This window comes from Vibrio sp. SCSIO 43086, assembly GCF_051132235.1.
Taxonomy (GTDB): Bacteria; Pseudomonadota; Gammaproteobacteria; order Enterobacterales; family Vibrionaceae; genus Vibrio; species Vibrio diabolicus.
Window position 1 is genome coordinate 1,200,937 of sequence record NZ_CP072678.1, and the last position, 15,391, is coordinate 1,216,327.

Annotated in this window: 14 protein-coding genes; 4 read left to right on the forward strand and 10 right to left on the reverse strand. The window is 46.5% G+C overall.

The features are described from left to right. Positions 1-45: 45 nt before the first annotated feature. Positions 46-732: a DJ-1/PfpI family protein gene (locus tag J8Z23_RS21620; protein WP_046875663.1), complete on the reverse strand. Its 687-nt coding sequence runs from the start codon at positions 730-732 to the stop codon at positions 46-48. 126 nt (positions 733-858) lie between these two features. Here J8Z23_RS21620 and J8Z23_RS21625 point away from each other — a divergent pair, with 126 nt between their 5' ends. Both J8Z23_RS21625 and J8Z23_RS21630 read left to right on the forward strand, forming a co-directional pair. Continuing rightward, positions 859-1,815 carry a LysR family transcriptional regulator gene (locus J8Z23_RS21625; RefSeq protein ID WP_375222645.1) on the forward strand — a complete coding sequence of 319 codons (957 nt, stop codon included), beginning with the start codon at positions 859-861 and terminating at the stop codon, positions 1,813-1,815. Between the two features lie 127 nt (positions 1,816-1,942). Then, positions 1,943-2,482, forward strand: a complete 540-nt coding sequence (locus J8Z23_RS21630; protein ID WP_434635368.1) for a CAP domain-containing protein — start codon at positions 1,943-1,945, stop codon at positions 2,480-2,482. A gap of 77 nt (positions 2,483-2,559) precedes the next feature. Here J8Z23_RS21630 and J8Z23_RS21635 read toward each other — a convergent pair whose 3' ends face one another. From J8Z23_RS21635 to J8Z23_RS21650, 4 genes are all read right to left on the reverse strand, one after another. Beyond that, positions 2,560-2,979, reverse strand: a complete 420-nt coding sequence (locus J8Z23_RS21635; RefSeq protein WP_395202750.1) for a VOC family protein — start codon at positions 2,977-2,979, stop codon at positions 2,560-2,562. Between the two features lie 809 nt (positions 2,980-3,788). After that, the gene (ahpF, locus tag J8Z23_RS21640; protein WP_258586317.1) at positions 3,789-5,357 is read right to left on the reverse strand and encodes an alkyl hydroperoxide reductase subunit F; all 1,569 of its coding nucleotides are present in this window, start codon (positions 5,355-5,357) and stop codon (positions 3,789-3,791) included. 157 nt (positions 5,358-5,514) lie between these two features. After that, the gene (ahpC, locus tag J8Z23_RS21645) at positions 5,515-6,072 is read right to left on the reverse strand and encodes an alkyl hydroperoxide reductase subunit C (RefSeq protein ID WP_005395542.1); all 558 of its coding nucleotides are present in this window, start codon (positions 6,070-6,072) and stop codon (positions 5,515-5,517) included. Between the two features lie 303 nt (positions 6,073-6,375). Beyond that, a complete protein-coding gene (locus tag J8Z23_RS21650; RefSeq protein ID WP_005395543.1) occupies positions 6,376-6,834 on the reverse strand; it encodes a MarR family winged helix-turn-helix transcriptional regulator in 459 nt (152 codons plus the stop codon). 137 nt (positions 6,835-6,971) lie between these two features. Between J8Z23_RS21650 and J8Z23_RS21655 the strand changes: the two genes are divergently transcribed. Further along, entirely contained in the window at positions 6,972-7,394 is a 423-nt protein-coding gene (locus J8Z23_RS21655) for an organic hydroperoxide resistance protein (protein ID WP_005374640.1), read from the forward strand. Positions 7,395-7,453: 59 nt separating this feature from the next. Here the strand turns inward: J8Z23_RS21655 and J8Z23_RS21660 are convergent, their stop codons facing one another. The 5 genes from J8Z23_RS21660 to J8Z23_RS21680 all read right to left on the reverse strand — a co-directional run bounded on the left by J8Z23_RS21660 (position 7,454) and on the right by J8Z23_RS21680 (position 13,344). Further along, on the reverse strand, positions 7,454-8,353 hold the full coding sequence (locus J8Z23_RS21660; protein ID WP_434635371.1) for an AraC family transcriptional regulator: 900 nt from the start codon (positions 8,351-8,353) through the stop codon (positions 7,454-7,456). A 178-nt stretch (positions 8,354-8,531) separates the two neighbouring features. Beyond that, positions 8,532-9,641 (reverse strand): lipocalin-like domain-containing protein, encoded by a 1,110-nt coding sequence (locus J8Z23_RS21665; protein WP_434635372.1) that lies wholly within the window; start codon positions 9,639-9,641, stop codon positions 8,532-8,534. Further along, positions 9,641-12,151 carry an ABC transporter permease gene (locus J8Z23_RS21670; protein ID WP_434635373.1) on the reverse strand — a complete coding sequence of 837 codons (2,511 nt, stop codon included), beginning with the start codon at positions 12,149-12,151 and terminating at the stop codon, positions 9,641-9,643. Before J8Z23_RS21670 ends, J8Z23_RS21665 begins: the two co-directional genes overlap by 1 nt. Then, positions 12,138-12,872, reverse strand: coding sequence for an ABC transporter ATP-binding protein (locus J8Z23_RS21675; RefSeq protein WP_434635374.1), 735 nt, complete (start codon positions 12,870-12,872; stop codon positions 12,138-12,140). Before J8Z23_RS21675 ends, J8Z23_RS21670 begins: the two co-directional genes overlap by 14 nt. A gap of 226 nt (positions 12,873-13,098) precedes the next feature. Continuing rightward, positions 13,099-13,344: a DUF3297 family protein gene (locus J8Z23_RS21680; RefSeq protein ID WP_005383498.1), complete on the reverse strand. Its 246-nt coding sequence runs from the start codon at positions 13,342-13,344 to the stop codon at positions 13,099-13,101. Between the two features lie 304 nt (positions 13,345-13,648). Between J8Z23_RS21680 and J8Z23_RS21685 the strand changes: the two genes are divergently transcribed. Continuing rightward, a complete protein-coding gene (locus J8Z23_RS21685; RefSeq protein ID WP_167427827.1) occupies positions 13,649-15,370 on the forward strand; it encodes an ArnT family glycosyltransferase in 1,722 nt (573 codons plus the stop codon). Positions 15,371-15,391: the final 21 nt, after the last annotated feature.

Consider the following 15,391-nt stretch of genomic DNA (forward strand, 5'->3'; position numbering starts at 1 on the left):
AACCTCTGAAGCTCAAAGGTTACCTGCGGTTTCATTCTTGCTCGCTTAAAATGGCTGGGTAGAAAAACGTGAGTATTGAAGGGCGTCTGCGACTTCTTGAGCTTTAGATTCTGAAGTCATGAGATGCAGCAATTTAAGGGCGGCTTGATAGCTAACTAGGCTGCCGTTTGAGGTGATGACACCCTCATCAACAACAAAATTCTGGTCGACCTGTACATCAACTGCTGGATAGTCTTTTTGTAATCCGTTTTCACCTCCTGCCCATGTCGTCGCTTTCTTACCGTTTAACAGGCCAGCCTCGGCCAATAGATACGCACCAGAGCAATTACTTGCCATCCAATCTGCCGCCTTTGATGTGGTTTGAATAAAGTGAATGAGATCCTTGTTTTCGATTAGCGCATCCATGTCGTAGCTGGATGTTAAAACCAGCACGTCGAGCTCCGGCTGATCGCCAATCCAAGCATCCACACCAATTTTTAATCCCTCTTCAGTGGTGATGGTTTTCTGCTCAGAGACGGAAATAGTGAGCACTTCATAATCACTAAACCAAGTCAGCCGACTTGCGACACCAAAGACCTCTAAAGGCGCAGTAACATCAGAGGTCAATACGCCGTCATAAACCAGAATGCCAATGCGTTTATCCGCCGCATGTGCCGTTTGAAGCATCCCAAAGAATAGAACTAAGGTCGCTATCAATAGTTGTAGTGCATTCTTTAATCCATTTTTACCCATTGTTTTTTCCTCGCTAACAGAGCATCAAGTTATTGAGATTCATTATATTTGGGCTGATTGGTGATTGAAGAGCCACTTTGTCTTTACTAAAGTGAATAAAGTTCACGAATGGAATGCACGAGTTTTATGGATAAGATACGGTCCCTACGATTTTTTATTGCCACTTTAGAAGGTGGCAGTTTTGCTGCGGCCGCCAAAGCGTATGGCACAGACCCTTCTACGGTGAGTAAGGCTATCCATCGTCTTGAAAGCGACTTGGGAATACAGCTTTTCCAACGTTCTACGCGACAGATCCGTCTGACAGAAGCCGGTCGTCGATACGCAAATACCGCTAGGTTTGTACTGGACGAACTGACGGCGTGTGAGGATTCATTGAAAAGCCACAATGATGCGCTTTCAGGGCTGCTTAAGATTAACGTGCCAGTCTCCTACGGTCGCCTTTACATTCGCCCTTTATTAAAAGAGTTTTGTCGCCGCTACCCCAGCATCACTATCGATATTCATTACGATGACGCCTACGTTGATATTATTGAGCAAGGGATTGATGTGTCGATTAGATCTGGTGTCGTTCAGGACAGCCAGTTGATTGTGCGCCAGCTGAGTCCTATCGATTTTATTATTTGTGGCAGTCAGGATTACTTAGCGCGGCATGGTGTTCCGAGTGGCTCGGATGTATTCAATGACCATTCTTGGGTTCGTTTTCGTTTTAAACAAACGGGGAAACTGTTGCCGATTCGGATGCCAGAACCAGACGGTGCAAGTGAGTATAACCCCGAGAGAAATTTTATTGTAAACGACGGCGAATCCATGGCAGAGCTTTGCGCAGAAGGCTTAGGGTTAACTCAGATTCCTCACTTTATCGCGAGAGATTGGCTCAAAGCGGGGCGTTTAGTGCCGATATTTCCGAGTATGCGCCAAGCAGGAAATGGCGTGTATCTTCTCTATGCCAACCGGGAATATGTGCCTGCTCGAGTGAGGGTGTTCATCGATTTTATCACCCAAGCGATACAGGATATGGATGAAACGCCATTCCATACGTGGGCTGAAACGTTGCCGATTTACCAACCGAACCAAGGCGATTGAAAACTTCATGTGAGTCTTTGGTTAAAACACTCCAAGCCATATGGTGCTTTTATGGGTTTTTGTTAGGTTATTGGGCGTTATTATCGACAAGCGCAGTTTGCTCTTCGTCACTCATAAAGGAAAGACAATGCCAACTAAGATCTTAGTGCCAGTTATGGCTCTACTTCTCAGCGCATGTGGCGGCGACGGGGAGTCGTCAGCACCTGTAGACAGCGGCTCTCAAAACACAGGTTCCACATCGTTACAAGGCACATTTGCCGAGCAGATGCTCGCAGCGGTCAACAGTGCTCGCTCTACTACACAGCAGTGTGGGGCAACCACCATGCCACCTGTTGGAGCCCTGACTTGGAGCTACGATTTGGAAAGCGCCGCTTATCGACATTCAAGCGACATGGCGAACAGCGATTTCATGAGTCATACAGGCTCTGACGGCAGCAATATGTCAGATCGAGTCAACGCAACGGGCTATGCTTGGAGCGCTATTGGTGAGAATGTCGCCGTAGGGCAAAGTTCCATTAACGCCGTCGTTAATGCTTGGTTATCGAGCGAAGGTCACTGCCTAAATATCATGAGTGCGGATTTTGATCAGATGGGCGCGTCGCTTGTCGAAAATCACTCTGCAAGCTACGGGTATTACTGGACTCAGGTTTTTGCCAAACAGCGCTAATGCGATAAAGAAACCTGATAGATAAACTAAAATGCCAGCAGTAACCATCTGCTGGCGTTTTATTATTTACGTCTCTTTTAGCTTGTCAGGTTACGAAGTTTTGGGTCATCCGTCAGGTATTCAACAAATTCGATCTCAAAACCTGCAGGGTCAACAAAATACACATTCTTGCGGTATGGCTCATCAGCCCCAGGCTGGGCAATTGGGTAACCTGCATCGGTCAGCCTTTTGATGATGGCATCGACATTATTGGTTACATAAGCAAAATGCGCTAGTCCAACTTGATGGCCGCCCAACTCGCGGTTCTCACCTTCACCGTGGTCACTCATCGCAATGTATTGATACTCGTCGCCAAAGTGCAGCCAGTTTCTATGCTTGCCGCTCCATTCGCCTTTCCCCTCATCACGCACGTACCAATGTGGAAATGCAGTTTGATAAAACTTCAGCATTTCAGGGATGTTTTTCACGACTAAATTAATATGTTCTAGTTGGATCATGATGTGCTCCTTTTTGTCATTTCCTAGCCAACGATGAACATGCTAAAACCTCAAGTTAAGTCGAGGTAAAGGGCTTTTTTTAAATTTTTTAGGGTAGATGTCTTTGGAGCTTGGTACATGGAGAGATTCGGTGGGGTGGTACTTGAATCTGCGAGTTGGGTTAGGTGCTTGCAATCCTCTTTCATCTTTTGTTTGTTCGTGCTAATCATTTTCGAGCGAGTATTCAGAATCTATTTGCAGCGCTTTGTGATGCAAGCGGTGTGAAGTTAACTGTCCACGATTGCAGAACCAGTCCCTCCTCTTTGAGCCCGGAGTGTTGAGATCTTTAGAGTTTTATACAAGCGAAGGTTAGGTGGGGTTGGTGGTTTGAGGTTGAGAGGAGGATCATGTTCAGAACCCTCTAACCGTTGATGCTTCACGTGTATGTGTGTGAATTTCTTTCGTTCAAGCTTACGGTTAGTAGATTCCCAGTCTCACCTAGGTTCGCGGGAATGACGTGAAGAGAGCGCTAAACGAACAGCGTCATTCTGAATGAGCCTAAGCGAGTATTCAGAATCTATTCGCAGCGCGTTGTGATGCTGGTGGAGTGAACCGAATTATCCGTGATTGTAGAGCCATTCTCTCCAGTTTGAACTCGGAGTACATCCCCAAAAACCAAAAAAGCCAGCAGTTAGTACCTGCTGGCAAAGTCTTTGGGCTTCTAGTTTTTTGCTTTTATTTCTTGTTACTCATCGCTGTCACGGTGCCCCGATTGGTTTTCCGGGGAAGAAAACACCGCACCGTGCGCTTTGTGCTCAAGAAATTGGAGATTAACCTTGCTTACGGATTAGGTAGTCAAACGCGCCTAAGCTTGCTTTTGCACCTTCACCCATCGCAATGATGATCTGTTTGTAAGGAACCGTCGTAGCGTCACCGGCTGCGAAGACACCTTCTAGGCTGGTTTCACCACGGCTACCAACTTCAATTTCGCCGCGCTCAGAAAGCGCTACTTCTGAATCTTTCAGCCATTCTGTGTTTGGTACTAGACCGATTTGAACAAAGATACCTGACAGTTCAATCTCTTTGATTTCATCTGTGTTGCGGTCTTTGTACTTCAAGCTTGTTACGCGAGTACCGTCACCCACAACTTCAGTAGTTTGCGCCATCGTGATGATGTCTACGTTTGGTAGTGAGTTCGCTTTGTCGATAAGCACTTGGTCTGCGCGAAGTACGTCTGCGAATTCAAGAACCGTTACGTGTTCTACGATACCAGCAAGGTCGATAGCCGCTTCGATGCCTGAGTTACCACCACCGATAACCGCGGTTTTCTTGCCTTTGAATAGCGGGCCGTCACAGTGTGGGCAGTACGCGACGCCTTTGTTGCGGTACTCTTGCTCACCCGGAACGTTCATTTCACGCCAGCGTGCACCAGGGCTAAGGATGACACTCTTACTTTTCAGCGTTGCACCGCTTTCAAGTTGGATATGAATCAAGCCATCTTCTGTGTGTGCTGCGCCCATCAGTTTTTGCGCTTGTTGCTCAGTCACGACATCTACGTCATATTCTTTTAGGTGCTCTGCTAGGTCAGTCGCCAGTTTTGGACCTTCAGTACGCTTTACCGAGATAAAGTTCTCGATTGCCATGGTGTCCATCACCTGACCACCGAAGCGTTTAGCGACAACGCCAGTGCGAATACCTTTACGCGCTGCGTATAGTGCTGCTGCACTACCACCAGGGCCACCGCCGACAACTAGCACGTCGTATGGGTCTTTTTCGCTCAGTGCTTTTGCGGCTTTCTCGCTCGCTTCGTCATCCACTTTGTTTAGGATTTCAGTTAGAGACATACGGCCTTGACCGAATAGCTCACCGTTCACGAATACGCTTGGTACGGCCATGATGTCGCGTTGTTTCACTTCATCTTGGAAGAGTGCACCGTCGATCATGGTTGCTTTCACTTTCGGGTTGATTGCCGCCATCATGTTGAACGCTTGAACAACGTCTGGACAGTTTTGGCACGACAGTGAAATGAACACTTCAACTTCCAACTCTTTATCTAGCGCTGCGATTTGTTCAATCACTTCCGGCTCTAGTTTGATTGGATGACCACCAGAGTGCAGTAATGCCAATACCAGAGAGGTAAATTCGTGACCCATTGGTAGGCCAGCAAAGCGAAGTGCTGTGCCTTTTACTGGGTTCGTCACCGTCATCACTGGTTTACGTGCGCTTGCGTTGTCGTCACGTTCAACGGTGATAAAGTCGCTCATCTCTGCGATTTGGTTCGCCAGAGACAGAATGTCATTCGATGCTTTGCTTTCATCTAGACTAACCACTAGACGAACGTCTTCTTTTACATTAGCCAGATATTGTTTGAGTTGTTGTTGGATCGCTTGGTCTAACATAGTTGTTGTTACCTTAAATAAACAAAAGAGTGGTTACTCTGGATAAAATCAGTAGGGAGAGAGCAAACCAGGCAGAAGGTCGTCAAGGTATCTAACCTGGAATGCTCTCTAAGTTAAGCGTCAATTAGCATGTCAAATTGAGCTTAAATTCAGTGGCTTAGATTTTGCCTACTAGGTCTAGAGAAGGAGCTAGCGTCTCTTCGCCTTCTTTCCATTTTGCTGGGCAAACTTCGCCTGGGTGTGCTGCTACGTACTGAGCTGCTTTCACTTTGCGTAGTAGGTCTTCTGCGTCACGACCGATACCTTCAGCAGTGATTTCCATTGCTTGGATAGTACCTTCTGGGTCGATTAGGAACGTTGCACGGTCTGCAAGACCTTGACCTTCACGCATCACACCGAAGTTGTTTGTGATGTTGCCTGTTTGGTCGCCAAGCATGTAGTACTGGATCTTGCCGATGGTTTCTGAGCTATCGTGCCAAGCTTTGTGAGTGAAGTGTGTGTCTGTTGATACTGAGTACACTTCAACGCCGCGTTTTTGTAGCTCTTCGTAGTGGTCTGCTAGGTCACCTAGTTCTGTCGGACATACGAATGTGAAGTCTGCTGGGTAGAAGAAGAATACAGCCCATTTGCCTAGAACGTCTTGTTCTGTTACTTCAACGAATTCGCCGTTTTTGTATGCTGTAGCTGCAAATGGTTTGATCTTTGTATTAATCATTTTTACTTTCCTCAGAATGTTTTAGGGTGAGCAGTTCTTGCTTTCGGAAAGTATATTCGCATTGGATTGTGTTTAAGGAAAATCGCTTGTAACTATCCTATTGATAGTCATTTCCTATCTTTATTAATAGGGAAGCCCGATGTAAGTGAGTTTGCTTTGATAGGTTTTATTGAAGATGAAGGCCGAGTGGTAATAGAGAATACCGATGATGACCTTTAAGATATCGTCTGGCTAAGATCGAAAGAACCTGCATTTCGGCAGGCTCTTTCTAATAGGAAGTGGGGAAGCTGATGCTTTTATTTTTTAGTTCAGATTGTCGAGCACCTTGCCGCACAACTTCTTCAGCATGATCATTTCATCCAGCTCTAACGTGATTTTACACATCATGGCGTTTGGCACTGACTTGGCTTGCTCTTTGAGGTCACGACCTTGCTCTGTAAGGTTGAGTACGCGTACGCGCTCATCGGTGTCACTGCGACCACGTTCTACATAGCCTTTTGTTTCTAATCGTTTAAGCAGCGGCGTGAGCGTGCCTGAATCCAAATGCAGTTGAGAGCCCAGTTCTTTAACACTGGCACCGTCTTTCTCCCACAACACCATCATCACTAAGTATTGCGAATAAGTCAGATCAAGTTCGTCCAGCAAAGGGCGGTAAGCTCGGATCACCGCATTTGCTGCACTATAGAGCGGGAAGCAAACTTGGTTTTCGAGTAAGAGTTTATCGTCGTTGGTCATGGTGTTGTCGGTGTAACACTGGCTCATTGGCGTTGCCTACCTGCTCACAGAGAAAGAGAGTAACAAAATAAATTGTGCACAATATAGTTGCAAACGATCTTTACTTCGATATAAGATTGCAGGCAATTGAATTGTGTGCAACTTAAATTAAGAAGGACAATCGCATGACTACTCTATACAAAACTCAAGCTACTGCTTTGGCTGGTCGTAATGGTCAAGTAAAAACAGATGACGGTCTTCTCGATCTAGAGCTGTCATACCCGAAGGAAATGGGCGGCACAGGTGCGGCAACTAACCCTGAGCAGCTTTTCGCAGCGGGCTATTCAGCATGTTTTTCTAACGCTATTCTGCACGTAGCACGTGAAGGTAAAGTAAACCTGAAAAGTGCACCCGTAACAGCGGAAGTGGGCATTGGTCCGAACGATAACGGCGGCTTTGCACTAACAGTGAGCTTAGCGGTAGAGCTAGATATGCCACAAGAACAAGCATTAGAGCTAACGCGCATTGCACACCAAGTTTGCCCATACTCAAACGCCGTTCGTGGCAATATTGATGTTGCTGTTACAGTAAACGGCGAAGCGATCTAATCGATTTAGACATTATTTCTAATAGAAGGAAAGCCTGCGAACGTGCAGGCTTTTTTCGATTATTTGATGGCAGTGCAGAAGCTGACGTCTGCATGGTGCGTTTGTGGATCGTAGCTATGATAAAGTTCGAAGCAAGGTCGACAGTCGTTTTCAATACCAGATTCAACCACTTTGCTCATCAAATCATCCCATGCTTTAGGGTATTGGCTGAATTCGGTAATTTGCTGGCGCATCACCGCATATTGACCGCCGGGGAAGTCTTGCAGCTCAATGCCTTTTGGTACTTCGGTATCTTCTGGCACCATTAGACAGATGTCAGTACGACACTTCTCGTCTGGCGTGATTTCTGGGTTATCGTGATAAATGAAGATACAGGTATTACCCGCCAAACCTTTTATCCCTGCCCATTGATACAAGCGACCTGATGGCTCTTCATAGCCTTTGCCGTAAGGGCCGTTTACGCGAATGTAAGCCAGTTTTGCTTTATCAAAGTTTTGCGTTTCCATATTGTTGCTCCATGTTGTGAGTTCAGAGTCAGTATATGAATCGCTTAGGGTTCGTTCGTTTCCATTCTTGCGCAGTGCGTGTCCAATCTTGCTGTTTCGCGCGAGTTCAGAAAATTGCTGGTAGTTTTTACAGTCGCGAAAGGCGGTTGGTGTTACGCCATAATGCTGCTTAAACGCCTTAGCTAGGCTTTGCGAACTAGAAAAACCGTACTCTAACGCGATGTTCAGCACTGGTTGCTTTGATTTGAAAAGGTCGTCTGCTGCCGCCTCTAGCCGTAAACGTCGGATGAAGTCGGCTAATGTTTCGCCTTGTACCGCCTTGAAGGTACGGTGAAAGTGATAGGGAGAGAGGTTTGCTAGCGCTGCCACTTCGAGCAAATTGAGAGGATCGTTAAAGTGCTGTTCCAGATAGCGAATAACAGGAACGAGTCGTTGGTGATAATCGACACGCATGAGAGGGGCCACCCTTGTTTGATTTGCTCAAAGCGTACCGCAACGAAGCAAGGATTCAAGGCTAGTATCGAATAAATGCGTCGTAGTCATTTATTTCTGATTATGATGCATTCTGTTGCGGGTAGGAGATGGTTCTTAAGATGGCTTCTCAACGGTAATTGAAATCCGCTCAGAGCGCTTAATATCCCGTCAGCTCCATATAACCAGTCCCAGAATGAGAGCCCTCAATACGCACAGGGCCTTCCCAATAAGGCACAGAAAGGGGCATTTTCGCGTTCGGGTTGAGTGCAGAAACGGTAAGAGCAACTTGCTGGTTAGGAATCGACACTTGCCACTGGGTTGGATACTTTCGCCCTTGGATTTCTGTTTGCTTGGTCGCCTCTAACTGAATGTCTTTTTGTGGGATAGCGATGCCAGAACCATCTTGCTGCATCAGCCTTGCGCTGGCGTAACTGGCTGCTCCGGTTTTGGAATCCCGCAATTGGAACACCACCAAACTGGTGTCGTCACTCAACCTTAGGGCAAACCAGTCCCAGCCTTGTTGTGAGTCGAGTAAGAATTGCGAGCTCCACTCTCGGTCTATCCAACCTTTGCCGGATACTTGATGGGTTTCGCCGTCGATCGTGACCTCACCGGACACATCAATAAACGGTTGGCTGTAGTAATACGAAGCCACACTGCCATCGGCACTTTTGGTGCTGTAACCTTGTTCGCCTTGCTTTTGATAAGGCACGTGGCTGTTAAGCGTCAGCGAATAGCCAAATTGTTCGGAGTTTGCATTCAATGTGGCAGGGAAGAGATCGGTGGTTGAAGAAGTCCACTGCCAATCATCGAGATAAACCCGAAATGGTGAAGTGTCGACGCCAGCTAGAGAGGCTTGGTCACGTGACCATTTTTCATCAGCATAATGTTTGTCTTGCGTTGTAACCGCGCTGTGCGCCATGTAGATTTGCTGAGTTTGCCATTCGGTTTTCTTCACGTCATCTTCGCCCGTTGGCGGCGCAGCAGCAAAGCGAAATTGTGTCCATTGAACGCCAAGTGGATTGCCGTCTTCATCAATTAAGTTAGCGGTTAAGTACCACCATTCATGACGAAAGTTTGGGTGCGCTTGATGATCGGCAGGAAAGGTGAGTTCAACCCCTTTTTCCACGGGTGTGAATGGGTTGCTCTCGCTTTGTGTTTCTCCACTGCCTAGCAACGTGCCCATATTTTTTTGTTGGGGATCTTCACATCCGAACAGGAACAGACTGCTTATGAGTAGAGTAAGCTTGCTTGCCAATCGAACCATCACAACACCTCGCTTTGCAAACTGGACACGACAGGCTTACTGACCAATCGCCACAGCGGAATCAAGGTTGCAATCACCGCCACCAAGATGGTGATCGCCGCAATGCTGAGGGCATCACTCCAATTCCACAGATAATTTAAGCTCCAACCAAAAGCGCGCAAGGTGACGATGTCTGTCAGCACATAACCCACCATGGCTCCTAAAGGTAGGGCGATAACCAGAGTAAAACTGACCAGAGCGACGATCTGTCCGACCACCATGGTCATTAATTTACGACGGCTGACGCCAAGTGCATACAGTCTTGCAATGGCGGCTTTGCGCGCGTCAAGCAACATGAAGCAAGCACTGAACAAACCAATCACGGCGACCATCAAAGTCACGCCGTTGAGTGCGCGCGTAATGGCGAAGGTCTGCGAGAAAATATCCAACGCGATGGATTTGATTTGCGCCTGATCGTAGAGCTGACTTGGATGCAGATTCAATTGATCGCGCAGTTGCTCGTAGACGATTTGTGGGTCCCCCGAGACTTTAATGCCAAGGCTTGTTGGCAGGTCGGTAAAGCCACTCTCTTGCCATAATTTGGGTGCTAATAAGACTTCACCGTTAGGTGAGCCGTAATCGTGGAATATCGCACCCACAAGTAGGTTCTTATTTGGAACGGCATCAAGCGTGAGCTCGCTACCCAGTGATAAACTCAGTTTGACCGCAGTAGGTTCACTGATGGCGACTAATTCACCTTGGTAAAAACGTGACCAGAAGTTCTCCAAATGCGATTTGAACACCATGGTTTGCTCTAAGGTGTCTTTGTCTTTGGTGCCAAGCAAAATTGGTAAACCTTGCAGGTTATCGTCGACGTAGTATTGCTTGTAGACGGTCTCAACCTTGTCGAACTGCCCTAACGCGCGCTCTACATCAGCGATTTCTCCTTGCGCAGGGCTGACGTAAATATCGGCGTGTAGCCTTTGTTCTAACCACTGTTTTAAGGTGGATTCAAAGCTGCCAACTAGCGTGTTCATCCCCATATTGGCAGTAACGGCGAGTAGCAGTGCCATCATGGCGAGAGAAAGCGGAGAAATCAGCTCGCGCAGCTCAGCAAACAGATACTGCATCAAACCTGAAGCGGTGCGTTTTTCACACCAATTGGCTAATACGCTGAGTGTTTTGGGTAGATACAAAGGAATCGACACCACAAGTACGCCGAGCCACGCCATGGTGAAGCGGTGATGCTCACTCAGCCATAACCCTGCGAGTGCGAGAGTCGTCAACGCAGCACCTATCACGAACAATTGGTTTTCGTTAGAAGCTTCAGGCGCTTGATAAAAGCCGCCATGAGAGGAGAGCGGCTGGCGCACTCGCTGTTTAAAGTGCTGCCAACACGCCAACAGTGTGGCGGCTAGTGTGAGCAGCAGGGCTTGAGCCCACCATTGCCACTGCCAAGTACCGGGTAGAAGTGTTGCGCCGTAAAGCTGTTCTAAAGTCAGTGCGACGGTCGGATGCAACCAATGGCTGAGCTGCATGCCCAATACAAAACCGAGGGAAGCGCCGATGGTAACGAGAAGAGTGAGTTCAACTAACAGCGCAGAGAACACAATGCTTGGCGCGACACCCGTCTGTTGAATTTGTACTAACAGCCGATTGCGTTTAAGCAAGCTGTACTTAACGCCGTTGTATGCAATGAACAGCCCGACTAAAAAGGCGAGTAAGCTCATTGCCGTAAGGTTGAGGTGAAAGCTATCGGTCAGCGAACCAAGGTCTGTAGTTTGATTATTGGAAATCCATTGTCCTTGCTCACCAATGATGCTTTGCCAATTTGCTTGCGTGTCTTTATGCCCTTTATCACCCGAATGGAAAACCGCAATGTAACTGAGCTGTCCTTGTTTATTGAGCAGTTGCTGGGCAAAGCCAATGTCCATCAACATTCGGCTACCTAACTGCCATTCGTCTGGTAGCACCACCACTTGGGTTGGAATGTCGTCCAGAGTTAGGGTTTCTACCTCTCCTAAGTTTTGATGTTGAGATTGGCTCATCATCACGATGGGCTTGCCAGCCAAAAGCTCAGGTAAAGGCAAAGCACTGTCGAACAAAGACACGTTCTGTTGGTTTTCTGAAGAATAGCGCGAACGTGAAGAGATGGCGGCAATTAACTCGCTACCTTGTACTGACCAGCGACGCCCTTGTTTGTCTCTCACTCTCCCTTCGATTATAGGTAGCGCTGCACTGAGTCCGTTTTGTCTAAGGGTGAAGTAGAGCGATTCGGGCAGATAGTTTTGCCCTGCTGGTGGAATAATTAAGTTCTGAGCTTGTGCGCTAAGCTGCTCGGTAGACTCAGCATAACTGCGCTTGGCATTGAGGTTGATGGCTTGCACCGCAACAAACAAGGTCACAGCCAGTACGATACCGATCAGAATCGCAGCGGCTTGCAGCGGCGATTGTCGATAATGTGCCGCAAACAGATTCAGGGCGAGTCGCGTATGAGTGAATCTGGTGTTTGGTTGCCTAGCTTGCTTCATGATGTTGCTCATTTACATCGCGCTGATTTTGCGTCAGTCCGCTTTGCAAACGACCATCCTTCAAACGCCCATCTTTTAAACGTAATTGGGTTTGCATGAACTCGGCACACTCAGGGCTGTGGGTGACTAACAGCACCGCCGTATTGCCTTGGGTGGTGATTTCACTCAGTAGTTTCATCACTTCCAAGCCGGCTTTTTGGTCGAGGTTACCTGTGGGTTCATCGGCAAGCAGAAGTTTGGGTTTGTGGGCAAGTGCACGGGCAATCGCGACGCGTTGTTGTTGACCGCCTGAAAGAGCAGAAACATGCCTGTCGAGAAGCTGGCTGATGCCTAACGTTTCGACCAGATAATCGCACCAGTCATTCCATTTCTGTTGATTCAAATTGAGAGGAAAGGCGATGTTTTTCTTTACGTTAAGAGGTGTTAAGAGGTTGAATTGCTGAAAAATAACCCCGAGTTTTTGATGGCGAAATCGGCTCCATTGTGGGTCTTTCCAAGCCGCTGTGTTATCGCCATCTAACCACAACTCACCTTCGGAAAGTGGCTCAAAGCCAGCGATGATATTGAGTAAGGTACTTTTACCGCTACCACTTGCGCCCGTCAGCGCAACACTCGCTCCTGTGCTCAACGTGAAGTCGACCCCTTCCAACACGCGATGTGTCTCTTTGCCATCAACAAAGCTTTTGCTGGCGTGTTTGAGTGTGACAAGTGGGCTTTCCATTTCCTCTCCCTACAATCAAAAGGTGTCGTTTCTTTTGGCAATGGTTATTACAGTAAGTTCTATAGAAACTTTAGCCAACAATCAGATAAAAACAGCGATTTACATCGATTTCTTAATAACTTGTACTGAATAGAGGAGGGAATAGATTAATCGAGAAAGGGATATAACAGGCATTAAAAAAGCCCGAGTCAAACTCGAGCTTTCAAAGAAATTCAGCTTGGTCAGCTTATACGTAGTACGCTTCAACTTCGCCTTTAAGTTTGATCAGCATTGGGTTACCAAAACGGTCTTTTGCTTTAGGAGAAGCAATTTTCACCCAACCTTCGCTCACACAGTATTCTTCTACGTCTGTGCGCTCTTTGCCGTTAAAACGGATACCGATTTGGTGATCGAAACATTCTTTGATGAAGAATGGGCTACGTGGGTTACCTGCTAGGCGATCTGGTAGAGCTGGTTTAGCTGTATCTGTCATGTTTGTGACCTAAATTCCGTAAAAAGTGCGCCATTGTAGTCAGTGCACAGTGAGTGTTCAAGATATGTTGAGAGACTTAATACTAAAGCCTTTTGAAATAATGCAAAGTTTCCCGCTTTCAAAGTGTGGAATAAAAACACGGTCTCGTTGCTCAACGGTGTTTTGCTCTCGAAACTTCTCCTGCCACCCCTTATTTGGTTTTGAATCATGACTATACTCATTACTGGCAGTTCTAACCTTATTCATACAACTTAATGTCTCAGAGCATGCCACTAGTCGAGAAACGATTAACAAGGAAGGGTAAATGGAGACTGTTGAACAGGTTAATAAACGTCATTTATCGGATAGAGATACTACCTCTAGCACTTCTATTTTTCTTTGTATTCTAATCGTAGTGGCTGTAATCGCTCGGTTTTTTGTTGCGTTTAATTACGAAGTAAATTGGGACGAGTTTTATTACCTATCTTTTGTACATCGGTTTATTAACGGCGAGGTGATTAATAGTTTCCAAACCTTTCACATTCACTTCTTTACTTGGCTGAGTGGTGTATCAGATAACGATGTTGACCAGATCATTGTGGCGAGAGTCGTTATGGTCTTCTTTCAATTACTCACGGGATTTTATCTATACAAGTTATGTCGATTGTACTGCAGCAAATCGGCGGCACTTTTTGCGGTGCTTGCCTATTTTTCTTTTGTTTATAATGTTCGTATGGGGGCCAGTTTTCGTACTGATCCTATCGCGACATGTATGATCATGGCGGCGCTGTATTATGTGTTTAGTACAACATTTTCTTGGCGTGTATCCATTCTTGCTGGTGTCCTTACGGCTGTCGCCTTGCTCGTCACTTTAAAGACCGCTCTGTATATCCCGACTTTTATAGGCATAGTTTTAACCTCGCTTTATTGGTCGCGAAATCGTAAGCGTTATTTTAGGCAAGTTCTCATGTATGGAGTCGCAATACTGGTTGCCTTTGCGATGCTATACAGTTGGCATTACTTCTCTATACATGGAGCGAGTTCGGTTGGTGATGCAGGAACGATGTTCGGTGCTGCGGATAAGACACTAAACCAGCGCGAGCTTTTTCCTCGATTGTTTTACTTTGTTCATTCAGTTTCGACGAACTCATGGTATTGGTTAGCTCTTTTCATTGGTATTGGTACTGCTGTTTATGCGTGTTTTTCGCAAAAGCTATTAAGCCGTGAGTCATCGATTAAGTTTTTGTGCCTAAGTTTATTACTCTTCACTTTGCTCTTTTATCGCAACGCTTTCCCATACTATTACGCTTTTATGCTTGCTCCAGTGAGTGCTTTGTTTGCTGTGGCTTGGGTTGGTATCCAGAATTTCACTAACGCAAGAGTTGCACAATTTTTTAATTTTATTGTTCCCTGCTTGTTTGCGGTATCCATTGTGGTGAATGGTTTTGTTTTACCGATAAAAAGCAACTTGGCCTACCAGCGTCAGTTTCTTGATGAAATACATAAAATCTTTCCTCAGCCTGTTGCTTATATTGATCGATGCTCCATGGTTCCGACTTTTTCAAAACAAGGTTTTTTCATGAGTACGTGGGGTTACGAAGATTATATTGCGAGAAACATCCCCGTTATTCGCAATGCTATAGAGCAAGACAATCCAGCTTTTGTACTGGTTAATTCGCACTATTTAGATGTGTTTGGCCCTGACAAAACCGATAAAGGGCTATTAAGGCAAGATATTCAAGCGTTAAGGCAGAACTACATTCATCATTGGTCGCATCTGTATGTTGCAGGAAAGACGTTTGAACTGACGCCCAACTCTCTTAGTCGGGAAGTTAAGGTCAACATCGAGGGCGTATATACGCTTGAAGCTAGCAATAGTCTTCTGATTAATGGCAAGGTTTGGTTGGCAGGTCAAGCACGGTACTTGGCGCGGGGGGTCTATGAATTAGTGTCGAAAGAGCCAGGTAAAGTCGTTCTGCGTTGGGGAGATAACCTGTACCGACCTCGCAATCTTGAAGAGAAGCAGAGGTTATTTACCGGCTTCTAATACGCACAGTAATGTTGATTC

What these genes read in the sequence shown, in the direction of transcription:
- J8Z23_RS21625 (WP_375222645.1), top strand. Translation starts at nt 859, where the DNA reads ATGGATAAGATACGGTCCCTACGATTTTTTATTGCCACTTTAGAAGGT.
- J8Z23_RS21630 (WP_434635368.1), top strand. Translation starts at nt 1,943, where the DNA reads ATGCCAACTAAGATCTTAGTGCCAGTTATGGCTCTACTTCTCAGCGCA.
- J8Z23_RS21685 (WP_167427827.1), top strand. Translation starts at nt 13,649, where the DNA reads ATGGAGACTGTTGAACAGGTTAATAAACGTCATTTATCGGATAGAGAT.
- J8Z23_RS21670 (WP_434635373.1), bottom strand. Translation starts at nt 12,151, where the DNA reads ATGAAGCAAGCTAGGCAACCAAACACCAGATTCACTCATACGCGACTC.
- J8Z23_RS21660 (WP_434635371.1), bottom strand. Translation starts at nt 8,353, where the DNA reads ATGCGTGTCGATTATCACCAACGACTCGTTCCTGTTATTCGCTATCTG.
- J8Z23_RS21665 (WP_434635372.1), bottom strand. Translation starts at nt 9,641, where the DNA reads ATGGTTCGATTGGCAAGCAAGCTTACTCTACTCATAAGCAGTCTGTTC.
- J8Z23_RS21655 (WP_005374640.1), top strand. Translation starts at nt 6,972, where the DNA reads ATGACTACTCTATACAAAACTCAAGCTACTGCTTTGGCTGGTCGTAAT.
- J8Z23_RS21620 (WP_046875663.1), bottom strand. Translation starts at nt 732, where the DNA reads ATGGGTAAAAATGGATTAAAGAATGCACTACAACTATTGATAGCGACC.
- ahpC (WP_005395542.1), bottom strand. Translation starts at nt 6,072, where the DNA reads ATGATTAATACAAAGATCAAACCATTTGCAGCTACAGCATACAAAAAC.
- ahpF (WP_258586317.1), bottom strand. Translation starts at nt 5,357, where the DNA reads ATGTTAGACCAAGCGATCCAACAACAACTCAAACAATATCTGGCTAAT.
- J8Z23_RS21675 (WP_434635374.1), bottom strand. Translation starts at nt 12,872, where the DNA reads ATGGAAAGCCCACTTGTCACACTCAAACACGCCAGCAAAAGCTTTGTT.
- J8Z23_RS21680 (WP_005383498.1), bottom strand. Translation starts at nt 13,344, where the DNA reads ATGACAGATACAGCTAAACCAGCTCTACCAGATCGCCTAGCAGGTAAC.
- J8Z23_RS21635 (WP_395202750.1), bottom strand. Translation starts at nt 2,979, where the DNA reads ATGATCCAACTAGAACATATTAATTTAGTCGTGAAAAACATCCCTGAA.
- J8Z23_RS21650 (WP_005395543.1), bottom strand. Translation starts at nt 6,834, where the DNA reads ATGAGCCAGTGTTACACCGACAACACCATGACCAACGACGATAAACTC.